Source organism: Sphingomonas arvum (assembly GCF_026013565.1).
Taxonomy (GTDB): Bacteria; Pseudomonadota; Alphaproteobacteria; order Sphingomonadales; family Sphingomonadaceae; genus Sphingomicrobium; species Sphingomicrobium arvum.
In genome coordinates this window covers 1,174,081-1,197,665 of sequence record NZ_JAPDOB010000001.1, presented here as the reverse complement: position 1 = coordinate 1,197,665, position 23,585 = coordinate 1,174,081, and the positions used below count along the sequence as shown (strand labels likewise).

Annotated in this window: 19 protein-coding genes; 6 read left to right on the top strand and 13 right to left on the bottom strand. The window is 67.8% G+C overall.

Annotated features, from left to right (window positions below):
• Positions 1-6: 6 nt before the first annotated feature.
• Positions 7-384, bottom strand: a complete 378-nt coding sequence (gene cpdR / locus OMW55_RS05950; RefSeq protein ID WP_264881560.1) for a cell cycle two-component system response regulator CpdR — start codon at positions 382-384, stop codon at positions 7-9.
• 146 nt (positions 385-530) lie between these two features.
• On the opposite strand from cpdR, the gene OMW55_RS05945 reads away from it, so the two are divergent.
• Positions 531-1,400, top strand: a complete 870-nt coding sequence (locus OMW55_RS05945) for an N-formylglutamate amidohydrolase (protein ID WP_264881559.1) — start codon at positions 531-533, stop codon at positions 1,398-1,400.
• A 14-nt stretch (positions 1,401-1,414) separates the two neighbouring features.
• On the opposite strand, the gene OMW55_RS05940 is transcribed toward OMW55_RS05945, so the two are convergent.
• Entirely contained in the window at positions 1,415-2,218 is an 804-nt protein-coding gene (locus tag OMW55_RS05940; protein ID WP_264881557.1) for a SapC family protein, read from the bottom strand.
• A 149-nt stretch (positions 2,219-2,367) separates the two neighbouring features.
• On the opposite strand from OMW55_RS05940, the gene OMW55_RS05935 reads away from it, so the two are divergent.
• Positions 2,368-2,793 (top strand): hypothetical protein, encoded by a 426-nt coding sequence (locus OMW55_RS05935; RefSeq protein ID WP_264881556.1) that lies wholly within the window; start codon positions 2,368-2,370, stop codon positions 2,791-2,793.
• A 90-nt stretch (positions 2,794-2,883) separates the two neighbouring features.
• The gene (locus OMW55_RS05930) at positions 2,884-4,293 is read left to right on the top strand and encodes a DEAD/DEAH box helicase (protein ID WP_264881555.1); all 1,410 of its coding nucleotides are present in this window, start codon (positions 2,884-2,886) and stop codon (positions 4,291-4,293) included.
• Here the strand turns inward: OMW55_RS05930 and OMW55_RS05925 are convergent.
• Positions 4,280-6,400 (bottom strand): ComEC/Rec2 family competence protein, encoded by a 2,121-nt coding sequence (locus OMW55_RS05925; protein ID WP_264881553.1) that lies wholly within the window; start codon positions 6,398-6,400, stop codon positions 4,280-4,282. The two genes, OMW55_RS05930 and OMW55_RS05925, sit on opposite strands and share 14 nt — an antisense overlap.
• Positions 6,401-6,456: 56 nt before the next feature.
• On the opposite strand from OMW55_RS05925, the gene gltX reads away from it, so the two are divergent.
• Together gltX and OMW55_RS05915 are read left to right on the top strand one after the other, a co-directional pair.
• Positions 6,457-7,854, top strand: a complete 1,398-nt coding sequence (gene gltX, locus OMW55_RS05920; protein ID WP_264881552.1) for a glutamate--tRNA ligase — start codon at positions 6,457-6,459, stop codon at positions 7,852-7,854.
• Entirely contained in the window at positions 7,854-9,140 is a 1,287-nt protein-coding gene (locus tag OMW55_RS05915) for a citrate synthase (protein WP_264881551.1), read from the top strand. The genes gltX and OMW55_RS05915 overlap by 1 nt, the downstream gene beginning before the upstream one ends.
• A 4-nt stretch (positions 9,141-9,144) precedes the next feature.
• Here OMW55_RS05915 and OMW55_RS05910 read toward each other — a convergent pair whose 3' ends face one another.
• Genes OMW55_RS05910 through OMW55_RS05900 form a run of 3 tightly spaced genes read right to left on the bottom strand, consistent with a single transcriptional unit; the run spans position 9,145 to position 12,659 of the window.
• Positions 9,145-10,446 (bottom strand): sensor histidine kinase, encoded by a 1,302-nt coding sequence (locus OMW55_RS05910; protein ID WP_264881550.1) that lies wholly within the window; start codon positions 10,444-10,446, stop codon positions 9,145-9,147.
• On the bottom strand, positions 10,427-11,440 hold the full coding sequence (locus tag OMW55_RS05905) for a DUF2336 domain-containing protein (RefSeq protein WP_264881549.1): 1,014 nt from the start codon (positions 11,438-11,440) through the stop codon (positions 10,427-10,429). Before OMW55_RS05905 ends, OMW55_RS05910 begins: the two co-directional genes overlap by 20 nt.
• Before the next feature lie 34 nt (positions 11,441-11,474).
• Positions 11,475-12,659: a hypothetical protein gene (locus tag OMW55_RS05900; protein ID WP_264881546.1), complete on the bottom strand. Its 1,185-nt coding sequence runs from the start codon at positions 12,657-12,659 to the stop codon at positions 11,475-11,477.
• Positions 12,660-12,731: 72 nt separating this feature from the next.
• On the opposite strand from OMW55_RS05900, the gene OMW55_RS05895 reads away from it, so the two are divergent.
• The gene (locus tag OMW55_RS05895; protein WP_264881545.1) at positions 12,732-15,041 is read left to right on the top strand and encodes a coiled-coil domain-containing protein; all 2,310 of its coding nucleotides are present in this window, start codon (positions 12,732-12,734) and stop codon (positions 15,039-15,041) included.
• 10 nt (positions 15,042-15,051) lie between these two features.
• Here OMW55_RS05895 and OMW55_RS05890 read toward each other — a convergent pair whose 3' ends face one another.
• From OMW55_RS05890 to nuoL, 7 genes are all read right to left on the bottom strand, one after another.
• Complete coding sequence (locus OMW55_RS05890) at positions 15,052-15,318, bottom strand: DUF1467 family protein (RefSeq protein WP_264881544.1); 267 nt, start codon at positions 15,316-15,318, stop codon at positions 15,052-15,054.
• Positions 15,315-16,949: a ribonuclease J gene (locus tag OMW55_RS05885; RefSeq protein WP_264881542.1), complete on the bottom strand. Its 1,635-nt coding sequence runs from the start codon at positions 16,947-16,949 to the stop codon at positions 15,315-15,317. Before OMW55_RS05885 ends, OMW55_RS05890 begins: the two co-directional genes overlap by 4 nt.
• Positions 16,950-17,060: 111 nt before the next feature.
• A complete protein-coding gene (locus OMW55_RS05880) occupies positions 17,061-17,846 on the bottom strand; it encodes a type III pantothenate kinase (protein WP_264881541.1) in 786 nt (261 codons plus the stop codon).
• 6 nt (positions 17,847-17,852) lie between these two features.
• Complete coding sequence (locus OMW55_RS05875; protein ID WP_264882020.1) at positions 17,853-18,548, bottom strand: biotin--[acetyl-CoA-carboxylase] ligase; 696 nt, start codon at positions 18,546-18,548, stop codon at positions 17,853-17,855.
• The gene (gene nuoN, locus OMW55_RS05870) at positions 18,545-19,972 is read right to left on the bottom strand and encodes an NADH-quinone oxidoreductase subunit NuoN (protein ID WP_264881538.1); all 1,428 of its coding nucleotides are present in this window, start codon (positions 19,970-19,972) and stop codon (positions 18,545-18,547) included. Before nuoN ends, OMW55_RS05875 begins: the two co-directional genes overlap by 4 nt.
• Complete coding sequence (locus OMW55_RS05865) at positions 19,972-21,519, bottom strand: NADH-quinone oxidoreductase subunit M (protein WP_264881536.1); 1,548 nt, start codon at positions 21,517-21,519, stop codon at positions 19,972-19,974. Before OMW55_RS05865 ends, nuoN begins: the two co-directional genes overlap by 1 nt.
• Positions 21,516-23,582 carry an NADH-quinone oxidoreductase subunit L gene (gene nuoL / locus OMW55_RS05860; protein WP_264881535.1) on the bottom strand — a complete coding sequence of 689 codons (2,067 nt, stop codon included), beginning with the start codon at positions 23,580-23,582 and terminating at the stop codon, positions 21,516-21,518. The genes OMW55_RS05865 and nuoL overlap by 4 nt, the downstream gene beginning before the upstream one ends.
• Between the last annotated feature and the right edge of the window lie 3 nt (positions 23,583-23,585).

Below are 23,585 nucleotides of genomic sequence, written 5' to 3'. Positions count from 1 at the left end.
CGCCTTCTACAGGCGCCCGTGCGCGTCCTCGGTCTGGAAGATGCGGTCGACTTCCGCCACGAGGTCCTTGAGGTGGAAGGGCTTGCTCAGCAGCTTGGCTTCCGGCGCGGTTCGGCCGCTTTGCAGTGCTACGGCGGCGAAGCCCGTGATGAACATGACGCGGATGCTTGGGTCGATGTGGGCCGCCTTCTGGGCCAGCTCGATTCCGTCCATCTCCGGCATGACGATGTCGGTCAGCAGCAGGTCGAAGCGCTCCGCCTCGAGCAGCGGCATCGCCTCGGTGCCGCAGCCGACCGCCGCCACCTCATAGCCGACGCGAGTGAGCGCACGCGCCAGGTACTCGCGCATGGAGGTGTCGTCTTCGGCGAGGAGGATTCGGAACATGGCCGGCAATCTATGCGCCTCCTGCTTAATGATTTCCATGCTTTCGTGTGGCCCGTGCCAGAGCAGGACGGGCCCTCCGCGCTTTTTCTGCCGAAGGTTCGCCCAAGGCTGGACCGATTCGGTCGGCTGGTGGGTTGCCATGTGCAGTGATCCAGACGAGCCGAGACCTGACGGTGACCCGCGCCGCGCTTGCCCCTCCCATCTATCTGCCTGGCACTGGTCAGTGGCCGCTGCTGCTGTCGGTGCCGCATGCGGGCACCAATTATCCGGAATGGCTGCTCCGGGAGTCACGGCAGGGCCGTCCGTCGCTGGAGCCGCTCGAGGATCCGCTGGTCAACCGATTGGTGTGGCGGGCCGCCGGGCTGGGCATCGGCGTGGTGGTTGCCTGCGCGCCACGGGCGGCGGTCGACTGCAACCGTGGGCCGCATGAGATGGAAGGTCCCGCCGCCATGGGGGCCGCCGACCCTGGACCAAGGGCGCGCGGTGGCCTGGGATTGATCCCCTCACGCACCCCTCGCCATGGCGAGCTGTGGAAGCATCCGGTGAGCGCAGACGAGATCGATCGCCGAATGGCGGAGGCCTGGCTGCCGTACCATGAGCTGGTCGCCAACCAGCTAGGCAAGTTACGGGTGCGGCACGCCGAGGTGATGCTGCTGGATGTGCACAGCATGCCCGCCCGCAGTCCATTGCTGCCGCGGCTGGTGATCGGCGACCGGCATGGGCGGACGGCCAGTGCTTGGCTGGGCGACCTGACCCGGCGCACGGCCGAGAGTCTCGGCTATCGGACGGCCTTCAACGACCCTTATGCAGGCGGCCATGTGGTCGAGCAACACGGCCGGCCGGCCGCTGGCGTTCACGCCCTGCAGCTCGAATTGGATCGCGCCTGCTATCTTGGACGGGACCAGCGGACGCCCGGCAAGGGGTTCGACGGCACGGCCAGGATGCTGGAGGCAGTCGCCCGCACACTTGGCGAAGCGTTGCTCGCCCGAGCGGCCCTGCCCGAGGCCGCCGAGTAGACGGCCTACCGAGGTCAGGCCTCGGCGGCGGTCTCCAGCGCGGGCTGCTGCGCCGGCGCTGGCACAGGCCCCTTCCCCTGTTGGACTTGGCGGGCGAAGACGTCGCGGATCTGCCCGAGCGAGAAGAGGTGCGCGTAGACCAGTGGCAATAAGCCGCTCTGGTTCATCTTGCGCAGTTCGTCGCCGCGCAGTTCGCGGAACTTCTCTTCGTCGACCATCTGGAAGCCGCGGTACACGAACGGCTGATCGAAGCCCTCCGGCTGGATCGCCACCTCGCCGTCCATGATCAGCCCCGCCTTCTTGAGCTCGGCCATGAACATCTGGGTGCGCTGGCCGGCCTGTTCGAACTGCTCGCAGAACTGCAGGATCGTGTTGGTCGCCTCGCTCGGCTGGTCGCCGTCGAAAAGGGGCTGCCCATCCTCGAAGTCGCCAACGGCGCCGGCGCTCGGGTCGAAGCACAGCGACAGCTCGTCCGAGTCCTGGCGCAGGCGGGCGAGCATGAACGGATAGCGGCGCAGGTAGGCCGGCATGTAGACGCTCGGATCAGTCGGCTTGCCGTCTGTATCGACAAAGGTGTTCACGCCCTCGTTGAGGCCCATCAGCGCCAGCGGCACGCTGTCGTCGCCAACCGAGAAGATGATCGGGTAATGGCGCTGGGCCGAGGCGAATTCGTCCACGGTCACCGGCACGGCGTGCAGCGTGGCCAGCGCCGGCAGCGTCTGCAGACCGCGGACCTTCAGCGAACCATGCTCCTGGCTGTTGAGCGGCTCCAACTGATTGTAGAGGATCGGCAGTCCGGCGGGCGCGGCAGTCGCCATGGTGACAAATACTCCTGAAAATCACTACCCGTCGCGGGCGGAGCGCGCTCTAAGTGGCGCAGCGGGCCATGGCAAGGGGTGGGCAAGTTCATTGATCGTTCAACGCCTTGCCCCGAAGCCGGCGCTCCCGTCCTCCTGAAGGCAAGAGCTTGTTCCTGTCGACCCTGACCCTCTTCCCGGCCATTCTGTCGCTATTCGGCCTGGCGCCTTCCGGCGTGTCGGTCACCCGCGTGATGGTGCGCGATGAGGTGATCATGCGGGTGCCGGTGGTCCGCCCGCACGTCGGCTGGCCGGTCCGCTGGGTAGAGAAGCGCGGTCCCAAGTGCATCAAGGCCAATGACGTTCTGGCGGCCGCGCTGGTGGACGATGGCAGCATCGATTTCCTGCTGCGCCGGGGTCAACGCATGCGGGCCAAGCTGGAAAGCCAGTGCCCGACGCTGGACTTCTACGGTGGCTTCTATCTGCAGCCGGACGGCGGCAAAATCTGCGCCGATCGCGAGGAAATCCGCAACCGGATCGGCGGGAGCTGCCAGATCGACAAGTTCCGGCTAATGGTGCCGCGGGCGCCCAAATAGACCTGACTCCTTGACTTTTCGCGCGCGGTTCCGCAGGGCGCGAAGCGCCGGCGGCGACAGCGGTTCGCGGCCCCTTTATCCGGATATTGCATGACCTTTGCCGACCTCGGCCTTTCCGACGAACTTCTGCGCGCCGTAGGCGAAAGCGGCTACTCCGAGCCTACGCCTATTCAGGCGAAGGCGATCCCGCCCGTCCTGATGAACAAGGACCTGGTCGGCATCGCCCAGACCGGCACCGGCAAGACGGCCGCATTTGTGCTGCCCATGATCGATATCCTGGGCCACGGTCGCAGCCGCGCCCGCATGCCGCGCAGCCTGATCCTGGAGCCGACCCGCGAGCTCGCGGCGCAGGTCGCCGAGAACTTCGAGAAGTACGGCAAGTACCACAAGCTCTCCATGGCGCTGCTCATCGGCGGCGTGCAGATGGGCGACCAGGTCAAGGCGCTCGAAAAGGGCGTGGACGTGCTGATTGCTACGCCCGGGCGCCTGATGGACCTGTATGGCCGCGGCAAGATCATGCTGACCGGCTGCAACCTGCTGGTGATCGACGAGGCCGACCGGATGCTCGACATGGGGTTCATCCCGGACATCGAGGAAATCTGCAGCCGGCTGCCCAAGCAGCGCCAAACCCTGCTGTTCTCGGCAACCATGCCGCCGCCCATCCAGAAGCTGGCGTCCAAGTTCCTGACCGACCCGAAGACGGTCGAGGTGGCGCGGCCGGCGACGGCCAACATCAACATCGAGCAGCGGGTGGTCGAGGTCCGCTCCGACAAGAAGCGGGACGTCTTGCGCGACCTGCTGCGCGCGGACGAGGTCAAGAATGCCATTGTGTTCAGCAATCGCAAGACCACGGTTCGTGACCTCTACACCAGCCTCAAGCGCTCCGGCTTCGCCGTCGGCCAGATCCACGGCGACATGGAGCAAGCCGACCGGATCGCCGAGTTCGACCGATTCAAGCAGGACGAGATCACCGTGCTGGTCGCCTCCGACGTCGCCGCCCGCGGGTTGGACGTGCGGGGTGTCAGCCATGTGGTAAACTTCGACGTGCCGTGGCAGCCGGACGACTATGTCCACCGGATCGGGCGCACCGGGCGCGCAGGCGCCAAGGGGATCGCGATCACCCTGGCCACCCGCGAGGATGCGGAGGCCCTGTCCCGGATCGAAAAGTTGATCGGTCAGCCGATCGCCCGGGTGAAGACGGGTGCGGCGGACGAGGTCGAGTCGCAAGAGGCGGCGCCTGCTGCTGCTGCTGCTGCTGCTGCCGAGAAGCCTGCGCGAGCGCCGCGCCGGAAGGCCGGCCCTTCCCGCGCCGACCCGCGGCCGCCGCGGGAGGAGCCGCGAGCGGCGCCTGACCAAGATCGCCCGGCACGTTCCGCCGAACCCGGGCGCCAGCCCAGGCCGGAACCGCGGCGCCAGCCCGAGCCGCAGCCCACGTCCGGCAACGAGGGCTGGAACGGGCCGCTGCCTGGGTTCCTGTCGGTTGGGCTCACCTCGGCCTGATCGCCCACGGGTGGCCGGCGATCCGTCCGGCCACGCTATCGACGATCGGCTCGTCATCGAGGCGGATGGCGACTCCGCCGAGCCTCGCCAGCGCCGGTCCGTCCAGCTTCAGCGCGCGCGGTTGGCAGGCCCGGGGCAGGCGGCGATCGGCAACCACGATGTCCGCGACGCTGCAGGCGGCGGTGAGCTCCGCCCAATCGAGCCGCTGGCTGGACCGGATCGCCAACAGTCGCCACGTCCGGCCGCCTCGCTCGACCGACGCCACGCAACTGTCCCGGCTGCAATTGCTGCCCGGGGCATCATCCAGCGCCGGCAGTTCGCCATCGAAGCCCGCGCTTTCGCCGAGCATGTCGCGGACGAAGTCCCCTGCCCGCTCCCGCAACACGTACGGCGTGCCGTCCTCGCCGATGATCGCAAGGTGCCGCCCGTCGCCCGTTACCAGCAGGTCCGGCCGGGGCGCCAGCGCCGCCGCCGCAGCGCCGAGGAGGATCGGAGCAAAGCCCGCCAGGCGAAACCGACCGCTCCACAGGCAGAGCCACAGACCGCCCCCCACCATGGCGCCGAAGGCCCAGGCCGGCATGGCCGGCAGCAGCGCGACCGAACCCGGCGCGGACGCCGCCGCATGCGCCAGCTTCAAAAGCAGTCCGACCGACCACCCGGTGGCCGCCCACATCGGTCCGCCCAGGCCAAGCAGGTCCAACAGCAGCGCTGCGGCCTCGAGCGGCATAATGGCGAAGGTGGTAAGCGGTATGGCCACGAGGTTGGCGGCAACGCCATACAGCCCGGCCTTGTGGAAGTGGTAAAGGGCGAAGGGCAGCAGCGCCACCTCAATCGCCAGGCCGGTCACCACCATGGTCGTGAGGTTTCGGCCGACCCGCCCGACCATGCCGTCCTCGCGGGGCTCGCTGACCCGCTTGAACCAGGGCCAGCTATATAGCGCGACCAGCGTGGTCACCGCCGCGAAGCTGAGTTGGAAGCTGGCGCCGTACAAGGCCTCCGGCCGGACCAGCAGCACCGCCAGCGCCGCCGCGGCAATCAGCCGCATGCTGATCGCCTCCCGCCCGAGGGCAATGCCGATCAGGACCAGAACGGCCGCGATGCAGCTGCGCACCGTCGGCACCTGCATTCCGGTCAGCAGGGTATAGCCGACGCCGGCCAGCGCACCGGCTCCGGATGCAGCAAGCACCAGATTGACCCGCAAGGCCAGGCGCTCCGAGAGGGCCAGGAGCCGCAAGGTGAGTAGGAAAGCAGCACCGATCGCCGCCGCGATGTGGAGGCCGCTGACGGACAGCAGGTGCGCCAGGCCCGAGCGGCGCATGGCGTTTGCGTCGGCGTCGGGCAGCGCGCCCTGGTCGCCGGTGACAAGGGCTGTCGCGATGCCGCCTTCGCTGGCGCCTAGCTGCGATCGTATGTGGCGGTCCAGCCGGTCACGCAGCGCATCCAGCCCGCCGCCGGTGGCCGGCTCCAGCAGCTCCACCGCGCCCAGCGCCTTTCCGGTGCCGCCGATGCCAGCGAACCACGCGTCGCGCGCATAATCGTGGGCACCGGGCAGTGGCATCGGCATGGGTGGGGCGAGCCGGGTCTTGACCCGGACCCGCGCGCCCGGACCGAGGCCTCGAGTTGGCGCATCCTGCTCGCGGACATTGATCCGCAGCAAGGGCGGCAGGCTTGGATCGGCCGGCCGGACCAGCAGGCGGATGCTGTTGCGCGCGACCAGCGGGTCCACCGCCATTACCGTGGCATCGAACGTGGTGATTGCCGGCCGGGCGATCCGAGGCGCCTCCACCATTCCCGATCGGAGCCATACCAGGCCGAGACCGAGCGCCACCGCGAGGCTGGCGCTGAGCAGAACGTGCGCCACTCGTCCGTGCAGCAGCCGCGATGCGACCGCGGTTCCGGCCGACACCAGCAGGACCGCGCGCCAGCTGTCGGGCCCGGGCAGCACCAGCCACAAGGCGACGCCAACGCCGAACGCGACCACCCACCACAAGGGCAGCGCCTCACGTTCGCGCTCCAGGAACGATTCCGCACTTGCGAAGAGCGCGCGTAACGGCCACTTGGCAACCGCCGGACGGCGCCGGAACATGGTGGCGACTTGCGCGCGCAAGGCCTCACCCTCTTGATGAAGGCGATCCGGCAGGCACATCAAAGAGGAAAGCCTGCGTGAGCGCAAGCACCGTCGTCACCCGCTTCGCGCCCTCCCCCACGGGCTACCTGCACATCGGCGGGGCGCGGACAGCGCTGTTCAATTGGTTGTTCGCACGTGCACACGGCGGCAAGTTCCTGCTGCGCATCGAGGACACGGACAAGGCGCGCTCGACCGAGCCGGCGATCGCGGCGATCCTGGACGGAATGCGCTGGCTCGACCTCGATTGGGACGGCCACGAATACTACCAGTCGCAATTCTGGGCGCGACATGCGGAAGTGGCACACGAGCTGCTGGCCAAGGGGCAGGCCTACCGCTGCTACCTGACCCAGGAAGAGCTGCAGGCCCAGCGTGAGGCCGCGCAGGCCGAGCGGCGGCCGTTCCGCATCCAGAGCCAGTGGCGTGACGTCGCGGAGGAGCAGGCGGGCAAGCCGTTCGTGGTTCGCCTAAAGGCGCCGCGCGAGGGCGAGACGGTAATCGACGACCAGGTGCAGGGCCGGGTCACGGTGCAGAACAGCGAGATCGACGACTTCGTGCTGCTGCGGTCCGACGGCACGCCGACCTATATGCTGGCGGTGGTGGTGGACGACCACGACATGGGCGTGACCCACGTGATCCGCGGCGATGACCACCTCAACAATGCCTTCCGGCAGCTGGCGATCATCCGGGCGATGGACTGGCCGGAGCCGGTCTATGCGCATGTGCCGCTGATCCACGGCGCGGATGGCGCCAAGCTGAGCAAGCGGCACGGGGCGCTGGGCGTCGATGCCTACCGTGACGAGCTCGGCATCCTGCCGGAAGCGTTGTTCAACTATCTGCTGCGCCTTGGCTGGGGTCATGGCGACGACGAGATCATCAGCCGCGAACAGGCGACCGAGTGGTTCGGGCTGGACCACGTCGGCAAGTCGCCGTCACGGTTCGATACCAAGAAGCTCGAGAACCTCAACGGCTACTACATCCGGGCGGCGGACGATGCCCGGCTGGCAGTACTGGTCGCCGCGCGGCGCGGTGGCATGGAAGCGGCGGACCTGGCGCTGCTGGAACGCGCGATGCCGGAGCTCAAGGCCCGGGCCAAGGACCTGAACGAACTGGCGAACGGCGCAGACTTCCTGTTCGCACGGCGGCCGTTGCCGGTTGAGGACAAGGCGGCGGAGCTGCTGACCGGCGAAGCGCGCGCGCTGCTGGCGCGGGTGCATGCGGCACTGACGGAGGTCGTAGAGTGGAACCACGATGCGACCGAGGCCGCTATAAAGGCGGTAGCCGAGGAGGCTGGACTGAAGCTCGGCAAGGTGGCCCAGCCGCTGCGTGCAGCGCTGACCGGCCGGACGACTAGCCCCGGCATCTTTGACGTGCTGGTGCTGTTGGGGCAGGGCGAAAGCCTGGCCAGGATCGAAGATCAGATGGAGCGCAATTGATGTCGGAAACAAACGCCACGCTGAAGCTCGGGGACAAGGAGCTGACGATGCCCGTGCTGAGCGGCACCGTCGGGCCAGACGTGGTCGACATCCGAAAGCTCTACGGCCAGGCGGGCGTGTTCACCTACGACCCGGGCTTCACCTCGACCGGCAGCTGCAGCAGCGCCATCACCTACATCGACGGCGAAGCGGGCGTGCTGCTGCACCGCGGCTATCCGATCGACCAGCTGGCCGAGCAGTCGACCTTCATGGAAGTCGCCTACCTGCTGCTGCACGGCGAACTGCCGGCCAAGGATGCGCTGGACAATTTCAGCTACACCATCAGCCGCCACACCATGGTGCACGAGCAGCTCGCGACCTTCTACCGGGGGTTCCGGCGGGATGCGCACCCGATGGCGATCATGTGCGGCGTGGTCGGCGCCCTGTCGTCCTTCTATCACGACAGCACGGACATCACCGATCCCAAGCAGCGCGAGATCGCGTCGCACCGGCTGATCGCCAAGATGCCGACCATCGCCGCGATGGCGCACAAGTACAGCATCGGGCAGCCGTTCCTGTATCCGGACAACAGCCTCAGCTACACCGGCAACTTCCTGCGGATGACCTTCGGGGTGCCGGCCGAGGAATATATCGTCTCGCCGGTGATCGAGCGGGCGATGGACCGAATCTTCATCCTCCATGCCGACCATGAGCAGAATGCGTCAACGTCCACTGTTCGCCTGGCCGGTTCGTCGGGCGCCAACCCGTTTGCCTGCATGGCCGCGGGCATCGCCTGCCTGTGGGGTCCGGCGCACGGCGGCGCCAACGAGGCCGCGCTGAACATGCTGCGCGAGATCGGGGACGTGAAGCGCATCCCGGAATATATCGCACGCGCCAAGGACAAGGACGATCCGTTCCGCCTGATGGGCTTTGGCCACCGCGTGTACAAGAACTTCGACCCGCGGGCGAAGGTGATGAAGCAGACCGCCGACGAGGTGTTGGCGGAGCTCAACATCTCCGATCCGGTGCTCGACGTCGCCAAGGAACTCGAGCAGATCGCGCTCAATGATCCTTACTTCATCGAGAAGAAGCTTTACCCGAACGTGGATTTCTATTCGGGCGTGATCCTGAACGCGATCGGGTTCCCGACCGAGATGTTCACCGCGCTGTTCGCCCTCGCCCGCACTGTGGGCTGGGTTGCACAATGGAACGAGATGATCTCCGATCCCGAGCAGAAGATCGGCCGTCCGCGCCAGCTCTATACCGGGCCGACGCAGCGCGATTACGTGCCCGTCGGGCAGCGCTGAACAGTCAGGCGAGCGGCAGGCTCAAGGTGAAGCGGGCGCCCTCGCCCGCTTTACTTTCCAGGCTGATGTTGCCGCCCATCTGTTGAGCGAGGCGTCGGGAAATGGCGAGGCCCAGACCAGCGCCTACCCCCTGCGGCTCCACCTGTTCGAACCGCTCGAAAATGCGTTCGGCATCGGCGGGCGCGACGCCCGGGCCCTGATCGGCCACGGTGACGCTGGCCATCGCGCCCGCCTCTGACGTGATCCGCACGACGCCGGAGGCAGGCGAGTGGCGGATCGCATTGCCGATCAGGTTGACGAGGATCTGCGTCACCTGGCGCGGCTGGCCCAGCGTGGACAGTGTCGGCACGCCGTCGATGTCCAGCGTCACCCCCGCCTCGCTCGCCTGCGCCTGCACCAATCCAGCCGCTTCCAGCGCCAATTCGGCCAGGTCGATCCGCTCCGGTCGCCCGCTAGTGGCGGCTTCCTGGCCCATGGCCTGAAGCACTTCGAGCAGGTGCCGGGCAGCGCCCGCGATATCGGTTGCGTACGCGGCGTAGTCGCTGCGCAATGGGCCCTCCGCCTTGTCGGCGATCCGCTCGGCTTCGTCCACGATGACGTCCAGCGGTTCCCGCAGCAACGCATCGAAACTGGCGGTTGCGGTCTCGACGGGCGGCGAGTCCCGGGAGGACAGCTGGCATTGCAGGCCGGCAAAGCCGCCATCAGGGGACAGGCGCGGCTCCCCGGCGACGAGCAGTTCCGCGCCGCTGCTGCGGATTGCCGCCCGTTGACCGGTGAATTCACGACGCAGGGCCACGGCCGTCAGCAGCGGCAGGCTGCCGTCCGGGTCTGGCCGGAGATCCAGCAACCCGGTCAACGGCTGTCCGAGCGCCTCCGCAGCCGTGGCGGCAAGGAGCGTGGCGGCCGCCGGCGTTAGCGTGAGAAGGCGCAGCTCGGCATCGGTGGTAAATGCTGGCGTGGCGCTGGTGGACGGAGGATCGGCGAGGTCGGCAAGTGGCCAGCGGGCACCCCGGGCCGGCCGCTCGATCCAGCTCTCGATCGCCAGTTCGACGCGATCTGCGAGCGGCTCGGCCCGGACCCACAGGTCGAGGTCTGCGCTGTCGGTGGCGGCGAGTGCCGGGCGCGACAAAGTGACGCCGAGTTGCCGCGCCAGCCGGGCGATGTCGGACAATTGCGGAACGGCGAGGACGGCGCCGAGGCGACTGCCGGCCGCTTCCTGCAAGCGCGCCAGCGGCGGGTCGGCACGGACCAGGCGGCCATGCTCGTCGACCGAGCCGCGGATCGGGTCAGGCGCGGTGCTGGCCATCGCCCTGCAGCACCGCCCGCGCGGCCTTGAACAATGATGGCAGTCGCAGGCGGCTCCGAACGGCCGTCGCCTCGGACGGGGTCATGGCGTCAAACCCCGCGATCGCCGAGGCTGGGTCGGCCAGCGCCAGCCTGTTGGTCAAGGCCGCGATCAGCCCGGCAGCGACCGTGCGCGGCTGCTCCGCCAGGCGGAGCAGCTGGCCCAGCGCCGGTTCGTCCCGCCGCATCAGCATCGACCAGGCGGCTTCGGCCGGGATGCGGGCGATCCGCGCCAGCGCCTCGGCGAGCAGGCCGACCTCACCTCGCGCCGCCATGGCGAGCAGCCCAGCAGCGTCGAGGCGGCCGGCCTGATCGATCGCCAGCACCAGCCGAGCCTCGAGCGCCTCGAGCCGCTCACCTTCGTCATGCCGGGCGAGCAGATCCACGGCGGCTGCGACCAATGCTTCTTCACCGTCCGTGTCGAACGCCGCGGCAACAGCGTAGGTGAGATCAACGGCCGTTTCGGCATCGCAGTCGCTCAAGGACAGGCCGGGCCGACCGAAGCGATCGCGGTTGGACGCCCTGGCGAGCACGACTGCCATTGCAGCCGAAGCGACGGCCGGGTCACGGTCGCCGGCGAACCCCTGGAGCAACGCGGTGCCGCCCTCCCCTGGGAGATCGCGCGAGCGAATGAGCCACGAACGCCGGAGCAGGAGAGCGATCAGCCGGGGACGGCCGAGGAGGCCAGCGGCACGCAGGCGGTCCATCAGTACGTCGGCATCGACGTGAGCGGCCGCGTTCGGACCCAGGCGCAGGGCGAGCTCCTCCGCCAGACCACCGATCAGCGCCGCCAGCATGCTGGTCATCAGCGCCCGCTCCTGCTCGGACAGCCGCTCGGCCGGATCCAGCAGGAAGTCGGTCATTGCGGTCGCAAGCCGGCCGTTCATCCCGGCGGCATGCGCGCGGGCTGCCCGGCGGCTCCATTCCAGGACCGCTGTCGGCTGTGCCTCGACCATGGTTGTTCTTTAGCGCAGCTGGGTTAACGCGTCCTCAATCGCGCTGGCCGCGGTGGACCCAGTTCTGCACCAGAAAGAAACTGGCCGCGGCATAGAGCGCCAGAAGCACCAGCGCGATGTTCCACCACCCACCGATCGCAACCACTGCAGTCACGACGATGGCCGGACGTCGGTCGAACAGCCAGTGGCCGAACGGCAGTTCTCGCCCGCTACGCTCGATTCGCAGGGCTTCGATGAAGGCGAGGCCGGCCACGGTTGTCGCAAGCGCGCCCCAACCTCCGCCGTGGTTGGTCTGGAACCATCCCAGGGCGAGCAGGGCCAGACCACTCGCGGGCCACAGCAGCCGCCGGGTCGGCGACTGTGCCGGGACCGGCTGAAGGCGAAGCTGGCCAAGCCGCTCTCCGACAATGTCGAGCGGCATGCCCGCCAGCAGCAAGCCCAGCGCGGGCCACAAATAGCCGCGGCTGATCGCCAGGGCGGCGAGCAAGGTGAGAACCAGTGCCGCGGTCACCAGCCAGGCCGGGCGGACCTTTGTGGGCATCAACTGCTCGGTCGCGAATTCCTCCACGGGGGGAAGAATGTAACGTGCTACCCAGTCCGGTCTGGCGCGGCGCGATGCGAGCAGCAGGCTACGGTCGAACTCGCCCGGCCCGCCGCCGGCGCGCGCATGGTAGGGTGTGAGGCCCTCACCGGTGGGAATGTGCAGCGCGCCTGCCTGGATAGTCCGGCGCAGCAGGGTCGAGAGCAGGTCCCAATCACCGAGCATTGCGGCGGTGGAGGCGAGGGTCTGCCCGTCCACCATCGCTAGGCCGGCCCAGCGTTGGTCATTGTCGATCCGCTCGAAGTCGCGGTGCCGCTCGTCGTCGGGCACGGTCAGCACGGCGCGCTCCTCCAGCGCGGCGACGCGCTCGACCATCGGCATGGCGGGCGCAACACCGTCTGCCACCTGGAGCAGTCGGGCGTGCGGTTCGAACCGGGCGGCGGCCTCCTGCGGATCGCTGACCGCGACCACGGGAACACCCTCGACTCGCAGCCGCTCCAAGGCCGCGGCGAGCGCCACCGGAACCATCTCAACCAGCACCACGATCGGCGCGCAGCCGGCCGCCGCCGCGCAGCGTGCCTGATATTCGATCAGAGTCCGGCCGGCGAGCGGTTGAAGCGCGCACAACCGACCCGAATCGTCTTCCTGATAAGCACCGATGAGCGCGCCAAGCGCCATGAGCGGTGACCCTCCCCGCCCTGCTCTCTTGCACGCTTCCTCTGCCGGGCAAAGCTGGTAAAGTCCGTGGTCATGATGGGGCATCCGCAACGCGCCGCGTTCAGGCACGAGCCGCTTGAACTGACCGACAGCATCCCGGAGGTGGGCTCGACAGGGCCGGCCGAGGGCGTTTTCACCGAGCCGGCAATGCCCGAGTTCCTGTCGCCCACGGCCGACGAAAGCGCTGGCGGCAGGCGGGTTCTCGGCTGGGCGCTGACCGCGCTGGCGTTGTTGTGGGTCGGCTTTGTTGCGTGGGGCGCGGGTCGAGCGCTCGGCGTGCAGCCGCTTGGTGCTCCAGCTATCGCGCAGTGGGTGGCCACGGCTGCCGGGCCACTGGCGCTGCTCGGCCTGGGGTGGCTGATGTTCGGACGCACCCGGCGGCGTGAAGCGGAGCGCTTCACCCAGTCGGTCCGGCAGATGCGCACGGAGGCCCGCAGCATGGAAGCGCTGCTTGGCGTGCTGCGCCAGCGGATCGACGAAGAACAAGCAGCGCTTGGCATGGTGGCGGAGCGCCTGATGAGGCTGGGCGACGAGGCTGGGCATCGGCTCGGCCAAGTAACCCGCGACCTTGACGCAGGCGCGGAGAACTTGGCGCGGCATGGCGCGGCGCTGGACCGGGCGGCCGAGAGCGCTCGGATCGACCTGGGCGTACTGCTGGACGACCTTCCGCGGGCCGAGCAAAGCGCGCGAACGATGGCGGCGGAGTTGCGCGGGACGGGTCACGAGGCCAGCGCTCACGCCGCCGGGCTCGAGGCGCAATTGGCGGCGGTCACCGCACGGGCGCGCGAGGCCGATGAGGCCGCTGGCGGTGCGTCGCAGCGGCTGGTCGCTCACCTGACCCAGATCGAAAGTGCGGGGGCCGCGGCGGCGGCGCGCGTGGGCGAGGCCGGGACCGCGGCCGGGCAGCAGGTCGATGCACTCCTGGAGCGCGCCGGTGCGGCGCTGACGGAGATCAGGGCCGGGATCGATACGCAAGCCGCGGCCGTGCACGCGTTGCTGGCGCAGAGTGCGGCCGGGCTCGGCCGCGCGGGCGTGGACGCCGCCGAAGCGCTGGAATCGCGGGTGACCGGTGCGTCGGCCGCCGTGGATGCCTTGTCTTCGCGGATTGCGGCTCAGGAGCGGGCGAGCCAGTCGGTGATCGCCCAGATCGAGCGTAGCCTCGCCGAGCTCGATCAGCGCTTCGTGGACCTCGCGGCGGAGGGCGATCTGCGCGCCGCCGGTATTGCAACCGCCATCGCCCGGGTGCGCAGCGAGTTGGACGGCTTGGCGCTGCAGTCCGCGTCGAGCGACGGTTCGTTGGAAACACTGACGCAGCGGACGGAGGCGCTGCGAGCGGCGGTGACCGGGTTGCATGACGAGATCGGGGAAAGGCTGTCCGACTCGCTCGAGCGCGCGGAAGGCGGCGCGGAACGGTTGCTGGCCGCGGCCCAGGCAGCCCGGCCCGAGATCGAGTGGATGCGCGAAGCGGCGACGGAAGCGTCCGAGCGGCTGGCTGGCGGCGCCGAGGGACTAGCGGCACAGCAGGACCGATTGGCTGCGCTTCTGGCCAGCGTCGACGAGGGCGTCGGTGGGGCCGAGCAGCGGCTGGGCGCCTTGCGGGACGCGATGGTTCAGGCCGGCGACGAAGCTTCCCGGCTGCAGGCGGAGACGGCCCCGGCGCTGGTGCAGGCGATGGTCCAGGTGCGCGAGGCCGCGGGCCATGCGGCCGAGCGCGCGCGTGAGGCGATCGGCAATGTGATACCCGAGGGCGCCCAGCGGCTGTCGGACGAGACCCGCGCGGCGCTGGAACGAGCCATCCAGGACAGCATCCGCAATCAATTGGCGGAGGTGGAGCAGGTCGCCGTACGTGCCGTCGAAGCCGCGCGGATCGCGTCCGACCGGCTGACGGCGCAGATGCTGACCATCGGCCAGACAGCCAGTGCCCTTGAACAACATATCGAGCAGAGCCAGGAGGCGACCCGGGCGGCAGACAGCGAGGCCTTCGCCCGCCGCACGGCCATGCTGATCGATTCCTTGCACTCCGCATCGATCGACGTCGGTAAAATACTCTCTACTGAGGTCGATGATCGCAGCTGGCAGGAATACCTCAAGGGCGACCGCGGGGTGTTCACCCGCCGGGCGGTGCGGCTGCTCGGCCCCGCCGACCAGCGAGCCCTTGGCGCCCACTACGACAGCGACCGGGAGTTCCACGGCGCGGCAGATCGCTACGTTGCGGACTTCGAGGCGATGCTCCGCCGAGTTCTTGGTGAGCGGGACGGCGGGCCGCTGGCAGTCACTTTGATGAGCAGCGACATGGGCAAGCTCTACACCGCCCTCGCCGCGATCGTCGGAGGCCGCCGCTAACGGCTAGGGCCTAGCCGGGATTGTAGAAGTCGAGGTCGGCGGCGGTGATCCAGCCGCCGACGTAATTGACGTAATAGAGTGCGAAAACCAGCGCCGATGCTGCGGCGCTGATCGCCAAGTGCCGCTTCAGGTCGAAGCGGTGCGGCGCACTGTCAGCCTGGCCGGGCACCCGCTCTTCGCCGACCTCCTCGCTCGTCCGGACGCCGAATGGCAGCAGGAGGAAAGCGACGCCGACGAAGAACAGGAAGTAGACGGCCAAGGCCGACTGCCACCTCATGCGCGGACCACCAGCACCTCAACCACCGGCTTCTTGCCGGTCCAGGCAGTAGCGCAGCGGCGCACCGCCAGACGAACGTTCTCGCGCAGCTTGTCCGGCTGCATGCCCGGCTCCGCCGCCCGCGCTGCCGTGTCCACGGCATCGCGGATGAAGTCGTCGCGATCGGACTCGACCGGCAGGCCAACCGGGCGGACGACCGGCTCACCAAACAGGCGGCCGTCCTTGCCGACCGCCAGGCTGACAGCGACAAGGCCCTGGTGAGCCAGCTTGCGCCGTTCGTTCATGGTTGCCCCGCCAGCGGGCAGGATCACGTCGCCATCCAGCACTAGCTTGCCGATGCGGGTTTCTCCCAGCTTCTTCGGGTCGCCCGGCGCGAGCCGGACGATGTCGCCGTCCTTCTGGAAGAGCGCCTTGGGGATGCCGCACTCCAGCCCGAACCGCGCCTGGGCGCGGAGGTGGCGCGCCTCGCCATGGACCGGCACCAGCAGCTGCGGGCGGATCCAGCCGTACATCTCCGCTAGTTCTGGACGTCCGGGGTGGCCGGATACGTGCACGTGTGCTTGGCGGTCGGTGACCGTCACGACACCCAGGTCACTGAGCTGGTTCATGATCCGGCCAACCGCGACTTCGTTGCCAGGGATCTGGCGCGACGAGAAGATGACGCTGTCGCCTTCGCCCAGCTTTAACTGGTGCTCGCCCGAGGCGATCCGGCCGAGCGCCGCGCGCGGCTCGCCCTGCCCCCCGGTCGCGAGGATCAGCAGCTCGCGGCGCGGCAGCCGCATGGCCTCGTCGTATCGCACCGGTTCCGGGAAGTCGCGAAGATAGCCGGTCGCCTTGGCCACCTTGATGTTGCGTTCCACGGAGCGACCGGCAAGCGCCACCCGGCGCCCGGTCGCCTCCGCCACGCGGCCAATAGTGTCTAGGCGAGCGACATTGGACGCGAATGTGGTGATGAGCACCCGCCCGGGTGCCGAGCAGACCGTCTCGGTAAGGCCGGCAACCACGTCGGCCTCGGAGCCGGAAACCTCGTCGCTGAACGCGTTGGTCGAGTCGCAGACGAGCGCCAAAATGCCCTGGTCGCCGACGCCACGCAGGACCTCGTCGCTCGTCGGGTTGCCGAGCACCGGAGTGCGGTCGATCTTCCAGTCGCCGGTGTGGAACACGCGGCCGTGCGGGGTCTCGATCAGCAGGCCGTTGCCTTCCGGGATCGAGTGGGCGACGGGCACGAAGCGGACGCGGAAGGGCGCCAGGTCCAGCTCACCGCCACGCTCGACGATCCGAAGCTTGACCTGACCGGTCAGCCCTTCCTCCTCCAGCTTGCCGGCGATCAGGCCGGCGGTGAAGGGGGTAGCGTAGATCGGCACCTTAAGATCGGCAGCCAGGTAGGGGATGGCGCCGATATGGTCCTCGTGACCATGGGTGATGACTAGGCCAACTAGGTCGCGCTTGCGCTCCTCGATGAACTCGAGGTCTGGCAGTGTCAGCTCGATGCCGGGCAGTTCGGGCTCGCCAAAGCTGAGGCCGCAATCCACCATCAGCCACTTGCCCTGGCAGCCATAGAGATTGACGTTCATCCCGATCTCGCCGGACCCGCCGAGCGCGAGGAAAAGCAGTTCGTCGCCTGGTGTCATTCTATATCCGATTCAGCGTCGCCGCACGCAGGCGCAACGACTAAGCAATCCAGTGCCGTTCAAGCACGCTCGCGAAGGCACTGGATTGCTTCGCGGCGCTCGCAATGACGATCAGGCGGCGGAAACGCTCCGCTGCCACAACAACGCAAGACCCTGGATTGTGAGATCCGGCTCGATCGCGTCGAACACCAAGGTATGTCGCTGGAACAACGTCGCAAGACCGCCGGTAGCGATGGTGGTGACGGGTCGCCCGATCTCCGCCTTCACCCGGGCCAGCAGGCCTTCGATCATCGCCACATAGCCCCAGTAGATACCGGTCAGCATCTGGCTCTGGGTAGTGCGGCCAATCACCGAGTTGGTTTCCGGCGTCTCGATGGCAATGCGCGGCAGCTTGGCAGCGGCAGCGACCAGCGCGTCCAGGCTAAGGTTGATCCCGGGCGCGATGATCCCGCCCTTGTAGGCGCCCGTAAAGTCGACGACGTCGAAGGTGGTGGCGGTGCCAAAATCGATCACGACAAGGTCGCCGGAATGCTTGGCGTGCGCGGCGATGGCGTTGAGCGCTCGGTCGGCGCCAACGTTATGCGGTTCGTCGACGTCCAGCGGGATAGGCCAAGCGGCGCAGCCCTGGCCAGCGACCATCGGCTCCTGGTGAAAGTACTTCTGGCTGAGCACCTGCAGGTTGTGGAGCGCGCGCGGAACCACCGTGCCGATGATCACGCCGCTCACGTCAGCCCGGCTGAAGCCCTCCAGCGCCAGCAACTGGTGCAGCCAGACGGCATATTCGTCGGCGGTCCGCCGCGGGTCCGTGGCAATCCGCCAGCGCGCGCGGATCGCACCGTCCTCGTCGACGAGGGCGAAAACCAGATTGGTGTTCCCGGCATCGATGGCGAGCAGCATGGTTCGTCAGCCCAGCGAAACGTCGGCCGCACGGATGACACGGACCTCGCCGGAACCCAAGCGGAGCTTAAGCGCACCGTCGGGTTCGAGTCCGCCGAACTCACCCCGGACCAGCTCGCCATTGCCGCCGTCGACGGTGAGCGCCGTCCCGATCGGGTGCGCGCTCTCCAGCCACAAGCCGATGGTTGCCGGCAGGTCGTCGCGCCAGCGCTGGAGCTCACGCGCGAAGGCGGCGGCGAGCAGTGGGGCGAACGCCTGCGGGCTGACGAGGGTGATGGGGGCGAGCGCCGCCGTGGGTCGGTCCGGAAGGTCTGGCGCGGCGGCGAGATTGACGCCGAAGCCCGCTACTATCTTGTTGGCGCTGCGCTCCAGCAGGATGCCGGCGAGCTTGCCGGGGCCGAGCAGGAGATCGTTGGGCCACTTCAACAGGAGGCCGGTCGCTGGTGCTGCAAGCTCGACCGCGCGGATCAGGGCGACGCCGGCGACCAGCGCCAGGCTGGACGCTGCCGGGTCGGTCGGCCGCAGCTGCACGATCGTCGAGCCGTGGAAGTTGCCACCGGGGCTGCGCCATTCCCGCCCCTGTCGGCCGCGGCCCTGCTCTTGCGCGGCCGCGACCAGCCAGTCGCCTTCGCTCGCTTGATCGCTGGCAGCCAGATCGCTGTTCGTGGACCCGGTCCGCTCGACGAACCGAAGCCGGCTCAGAAGATGCTCGCCGCGTTGGCGGCCAGGCGGCCGATGGGGTTGATCAGCAGGTAGCCAAGCGGGCTGACGAACAGGGCGCAGGCGACGATGAGCGCAGTCTGCACCGGTTCGCGCACCCGCTGGAAGGCGCCGGTCGGTTCGTCGAAGTACATGATCTTGACGATCTTGAGGTAGTAATAGGCACCGACCACCGTCAGCACCGCCGCGGCGATCGCCAACGGTAGCAGGCCGGCGTCGACTGCCGCGTTGAAGACCATCAGCTTCGGCCAGAAGCCGAATAGCGGCGGTATGCCGGCCAGGCTGAACATGAACATGGCTAGCGCCAACGCCAGCAGCGGCTGCGTCTGCGAGAGGCCCGACAGGCTGGACAAGCTCTCCATCGGGCGGCCGTCAGCATCGCGCATCCGCAGCACGCACAGGAAGGCACCGAGTGTCATCACGACATAGACGGCCGAGTAGAACAGCACCGCCTGAGCACCGCCCTGCCCGCCCGCGGCTAGACCAACGAGCGCGAAACCGACATTGTTGATGGAGGAATAGGCGAGCAGGCGCTTGATGTTGGTCTGGCCGTAGGCCGCAACCGCGCCAAGCACGATTGAGGCGAGCGCGGCGAAGATGACGATCTGGCGCCATTGGTCCGTTGCTGGCCCCAGCGCGTCCAGGCAGACGCGGGTGCCGAGCAGGACGGCGGCGATCTTGGGACCCGAAGCAAAGAAGGCGGTGACCGGCGTCGGCGCGCCTTCGTAAACGTCCGGCGTCCACATATGGAACGGCACGGCGGCAATCTTGAACGCAATGCCCGCAAGGGTGAAGGCCAGGCCAGCGATCAAGCCGAACCCGATGCTGCCACCAGCGAAGGCGGCGGAGATGCCCGTAAAGCTGGTCGCGCCCGTGAAGCCGTAGAGCAGCGAAATGCCATAGAGCAGGATGCCTGAGGCGAGGCCGCCCAGCACGAAGTACTTGAGCCCGGCCTCGGCCGAGCGCGCGTCGTGGCGGCGGTAGGAGGCGAGGACGTAGGCCGACAGGCTCTGCAGCTCGAGCCCGATGTAGAGCATCATCAGGTCGGTGGCCGAGACCATCACGCTGGCACCGATGGCGGAGAGCAGGATCAGCACCGGATATTCGCCGCTATGTTCGAATTCACGATCGAACCAGCCGTGGGCCATGATCACGGCGACGGCCGCCGACAGGAAAATGATGAGCTTTCCGAACGCGGCGAAGCCGTCGGCAGCGAACATGCCTCCAAAGATGCGGCCGCTCTCCTGCGGGGCTCCCGCAAGCGCCACGCATGCGCCGAGCAGCGCAAGCACCGCCAGCCAGTGCGTCGCCGAGGAGCCGCGACGCGCAAAGGCAGCGAACAGCATCAGGAAGATGGCCGCAATGCCGAGGATTACCTCAGGCAGGATCGGCGCGAGGTTGCCCATCAGTGCGCGGCCTCCCCGCCGCCATGTTCTGTTGCGGCGGCCGTGGCCAACGCCGGATTGCCGCGCGTCGGCCGGCTGTCGCCCGCGGGCGCGGTGCGCTCGACCCGCGCCAGCACACGGCCCACGTCGGCGCGCATCGGCGCCATGAAGCTTTCGGGATAAATGCCCATCCACAGCACGACGGCGGCGATCGGTGCCAGCAGCAGCCACTCGCGGCTGGTAAGGTCTGTCATCGCCTTCGCGTCGGCCGTGCGGGCCTCGCCGTAGCTGATGCGCCAGTAGAGATAGAGCATGTAGGCGGCGCCCAGGATGATGCCGGTGGTGGCAAAGATCGCGCCCCAGGTGGACAGGGCATAGGTGCCCATCATGGCGAGGAACTCACCCACGAAACCGCTGGTACCCGGCAATCCCACGGCGGCCATGGTGAACAGCAGGAACAGCACTGCATAGCCCGGCATGTTGTTGGCGAGGCCGCCGTACTTCGCGATCTCCCGCGTGTGCATGCGGTCATAGATGACGCCCACGCACAGGAAGAGCGCGCCCGAGACTAGGCCGTGGCTGAGCATGACGATCAACGCACCCTCGATCCCCTGCCTGTTGAAGGCAAACAGGCCGAAGGTGACGAACGCCATGTGCGCGACCGACGAATAAGCAATGAGCTTCTTCATGTCGGCCTGCACCAGCGCGACCAGGCTGGTGTAGACGATCGCGATCGAGCTGAGGATGAAGACCAATGGCCAGAGCTGAGCGCTCGCTTCCGGGAACATCGGCAGCGAGAAGCGGATGAAGCCGTAGCCGCCCATCTTCAGCAGCACGCCGGCGAGGATCACCGAGCCGGCGGTGGGCGCCTGCACGTGCGCGTCGGGCAGCCAGGTGTGAACTGGCCACATCGGCATCTTGACCGCGAAGCTGGCGAAGAAGGCCAGCCACAGCCAATATTGCAGCCCCGGCGCGAAGTCGTAGGCCATAAGCGTCGGAATGTCGCCAGTGCCCGAAGTGGCGATCATCACCAGCATCGCAACCAGCATCAGCACCGAGCCGAGCAGGGTGTAGAGGAAGAACTTGTAGCTGGCCTTGATCCGCTCGACACCGCCCCAGATGCCGATGATCAGGTACATCGGGATGAGGCCGCCTTCGAAAAAGATGTAGAACAGCAGCAGGTCCTGGGCCGCGAAGACGCCGATCATCAGCGCTTCCATCAGCAGGAAAGCCGCCATGTACTCCGGCACACGGCGCTCGATTGCGCGCCAGCTCGCTCCGATGCAGATCGGCATCAGAAACACGCTGAGCATGATCAACATGAGGGCGATGCCGTCGATGCCTAGCGCCCAGTTGAGATAGCGGCCCCCAACCGAGACGCGCTCCACAAATTGCCACTGCGCGCCCGCCGGATCGTAACCGGCCCAGAGGACCAGCCCGAGAACGAACAGCGCCAGGGTCGCGCCAAGCGCAATCCACCGCGCCGCTTCCGCCCGGACGAACAGGCAGGCGAGCGCCGCGAACAGCGGCAGGAAGATCATCGTCGAGAGAATGGGAAATCCGGTCACTTAGCGACCTGCATGATGGCCCAGGTCGCGACGGCAACTAGGCCGAGCAGCATCACAAGGGCGTAGCTGTTGAGGTATCCCGACTGAATGCGGGCGGTGATGCGGTTGCCGACGCCGACCGCATAGGCGGCGCCATGCGGACCGAAGCGATCGATCGTCTGCTCGTCGCCGCGATGCCAGAACAGGCGGCCAAACCAGAGCGCCGGACGAACGAAGATCACGTCGTACAGCTCGTCGAAATACCACTTCTTCACCAGGAAGGTATGGAGCGCGCCGGTGGCGGCAACCACCCGGCCAGGTGCCGACGGATCCCGAATGTAGTTGTTCCAGGCAATCAGGAAGCCGAGGACCATCACCGCGCCCGGGGTGAGCTTCACCCACAGCGGTACCTCGTGCGCAGCGTGCGCCAGGTGCTCGTTAAAGAAGAGGCTTCCGTGCCAGAACTCCGGAGCGCCTTCCGGATTGATGAACCAGTGTTCGAAGCCGATGCCGGCGAACACCGCACCCAGGCTCAGCACGGCCAGGGGCACCAGCATGGTCCACGGGCTCTCGTGCGGGTGGTAGCCCGCGGTTCCGACCGTCGGATGCGCGACGCTGTGGCTGCTGTCGCCATGCTCCTCGTCCGGATGGTCGTGGTGGTCGCCGTGGACCGCGTGCTGGATATGCTCGCTGCCCGCCCAGCGCGCCTTGCCGAAGAAGGTCAGGAAAATGAGCCGCCAGCTGTAGAAGCTGGTCAGCAGGGCGGCGAAGGCGCCGATGAAGAACGCGATGTTGCCATGGACGCTGCCGTTCGCGAACGCGCTCTCCAGGATCGCGTCCTTCGAAAAGAAGCCCGCGAAGCCGAAGCCGGGGAAGCCGCCGATCTGGATGATGCCGACGCCGGTGATCGCCAGCGTACCGAGCAGCATGGCCCAGAAGGTGAACGGAATCTCCTTCCGAAGCGCGCCGTAGTAACGCATGTCCTGTTCGTGATGCATGGCGTGGATCACCGAGCCGGCACCGAGGAACAGCAGCGCCTTGAAGAAGGCGTGGGTGAACAGGTGGAACATGGCGGCCGAATAGGCGCCGACGCCGGCCGCGAAGAACATGTAGCCGAGCTGGCTGCAGGTCGAATAGGCGATCACCCGCTTGATGTCGTTCTGCACGACGCCGACCGTTGCCGCGAAGATGGCGGTGGCCGCGCCGACATATGTGACGACGGTGAGCGCCGTCGGGCTCACCTCGAACATCGGCGACAGGCGGCAGACCATGAACACGCCCGCGGTGACCATGGTCGCGGCGTGGATCAGTGCACTGACGGGGGTCGGCCCTTCCATCGCGTCCGGCAACCAGGTGTGGAGCCCGAGTTGGGCCGACTTGCCCATCGCTCCGATGAACAGCAGCAGGCAGAGCAACGTCATGGTGTCGACGCGCAAGCCGGCAAAGCCAAGAGTCGCGCCGGCCATTGAAGGCGCGGCGGCGAGGATCGCCGGGATGGACACGGTACCGAACACCAGGAAGGTGCCGAAAATGCCAAGGCTGAACCCGAAGTCCCCGACGCGGTTGACTACAAACGCCTTGATCGCCGCGGCGTTGGCCGACGGCTTGTAGTACCAGAAGCCAATCAGCAGGTAGGACGCGAGGCCGACCCCTTCCCAGCCGAAGAACATCTGGATGAGGCTGTCGGCCGTCACCAGCATCAGCATGGCGAAGGTGAACAGCGACAGATAGGCGAAGAAGCGCGGCTGGCTGGGGTCCTCGGCCATGTAGCCCCAGCTGTACAGGTGCACGAGGCTGGACACGGTGGTGATCACCACCAGCATCACCGCCGTCAGCGCGTCGACCCGGAGCGACCAGGCCACCTGCAGGTTGCCGGAGTTGATCCACTCCAGCACCGGCACGACCTGCGCCTCGGCACTGCCGCTCAGGAACGAGATGAAGATCGGCCACGCAAGCGCGGCCGAGATGAACAGCGCGCCGGTGGTGACCACCTTCGCCGGCGTGTTGCCGATCAGCCGCCCGCCAAGGCCCGCGACGATGGCAGCCAGCAGCGGCAGGAAAACAAGGGGAACGATCGGGTGCATGAG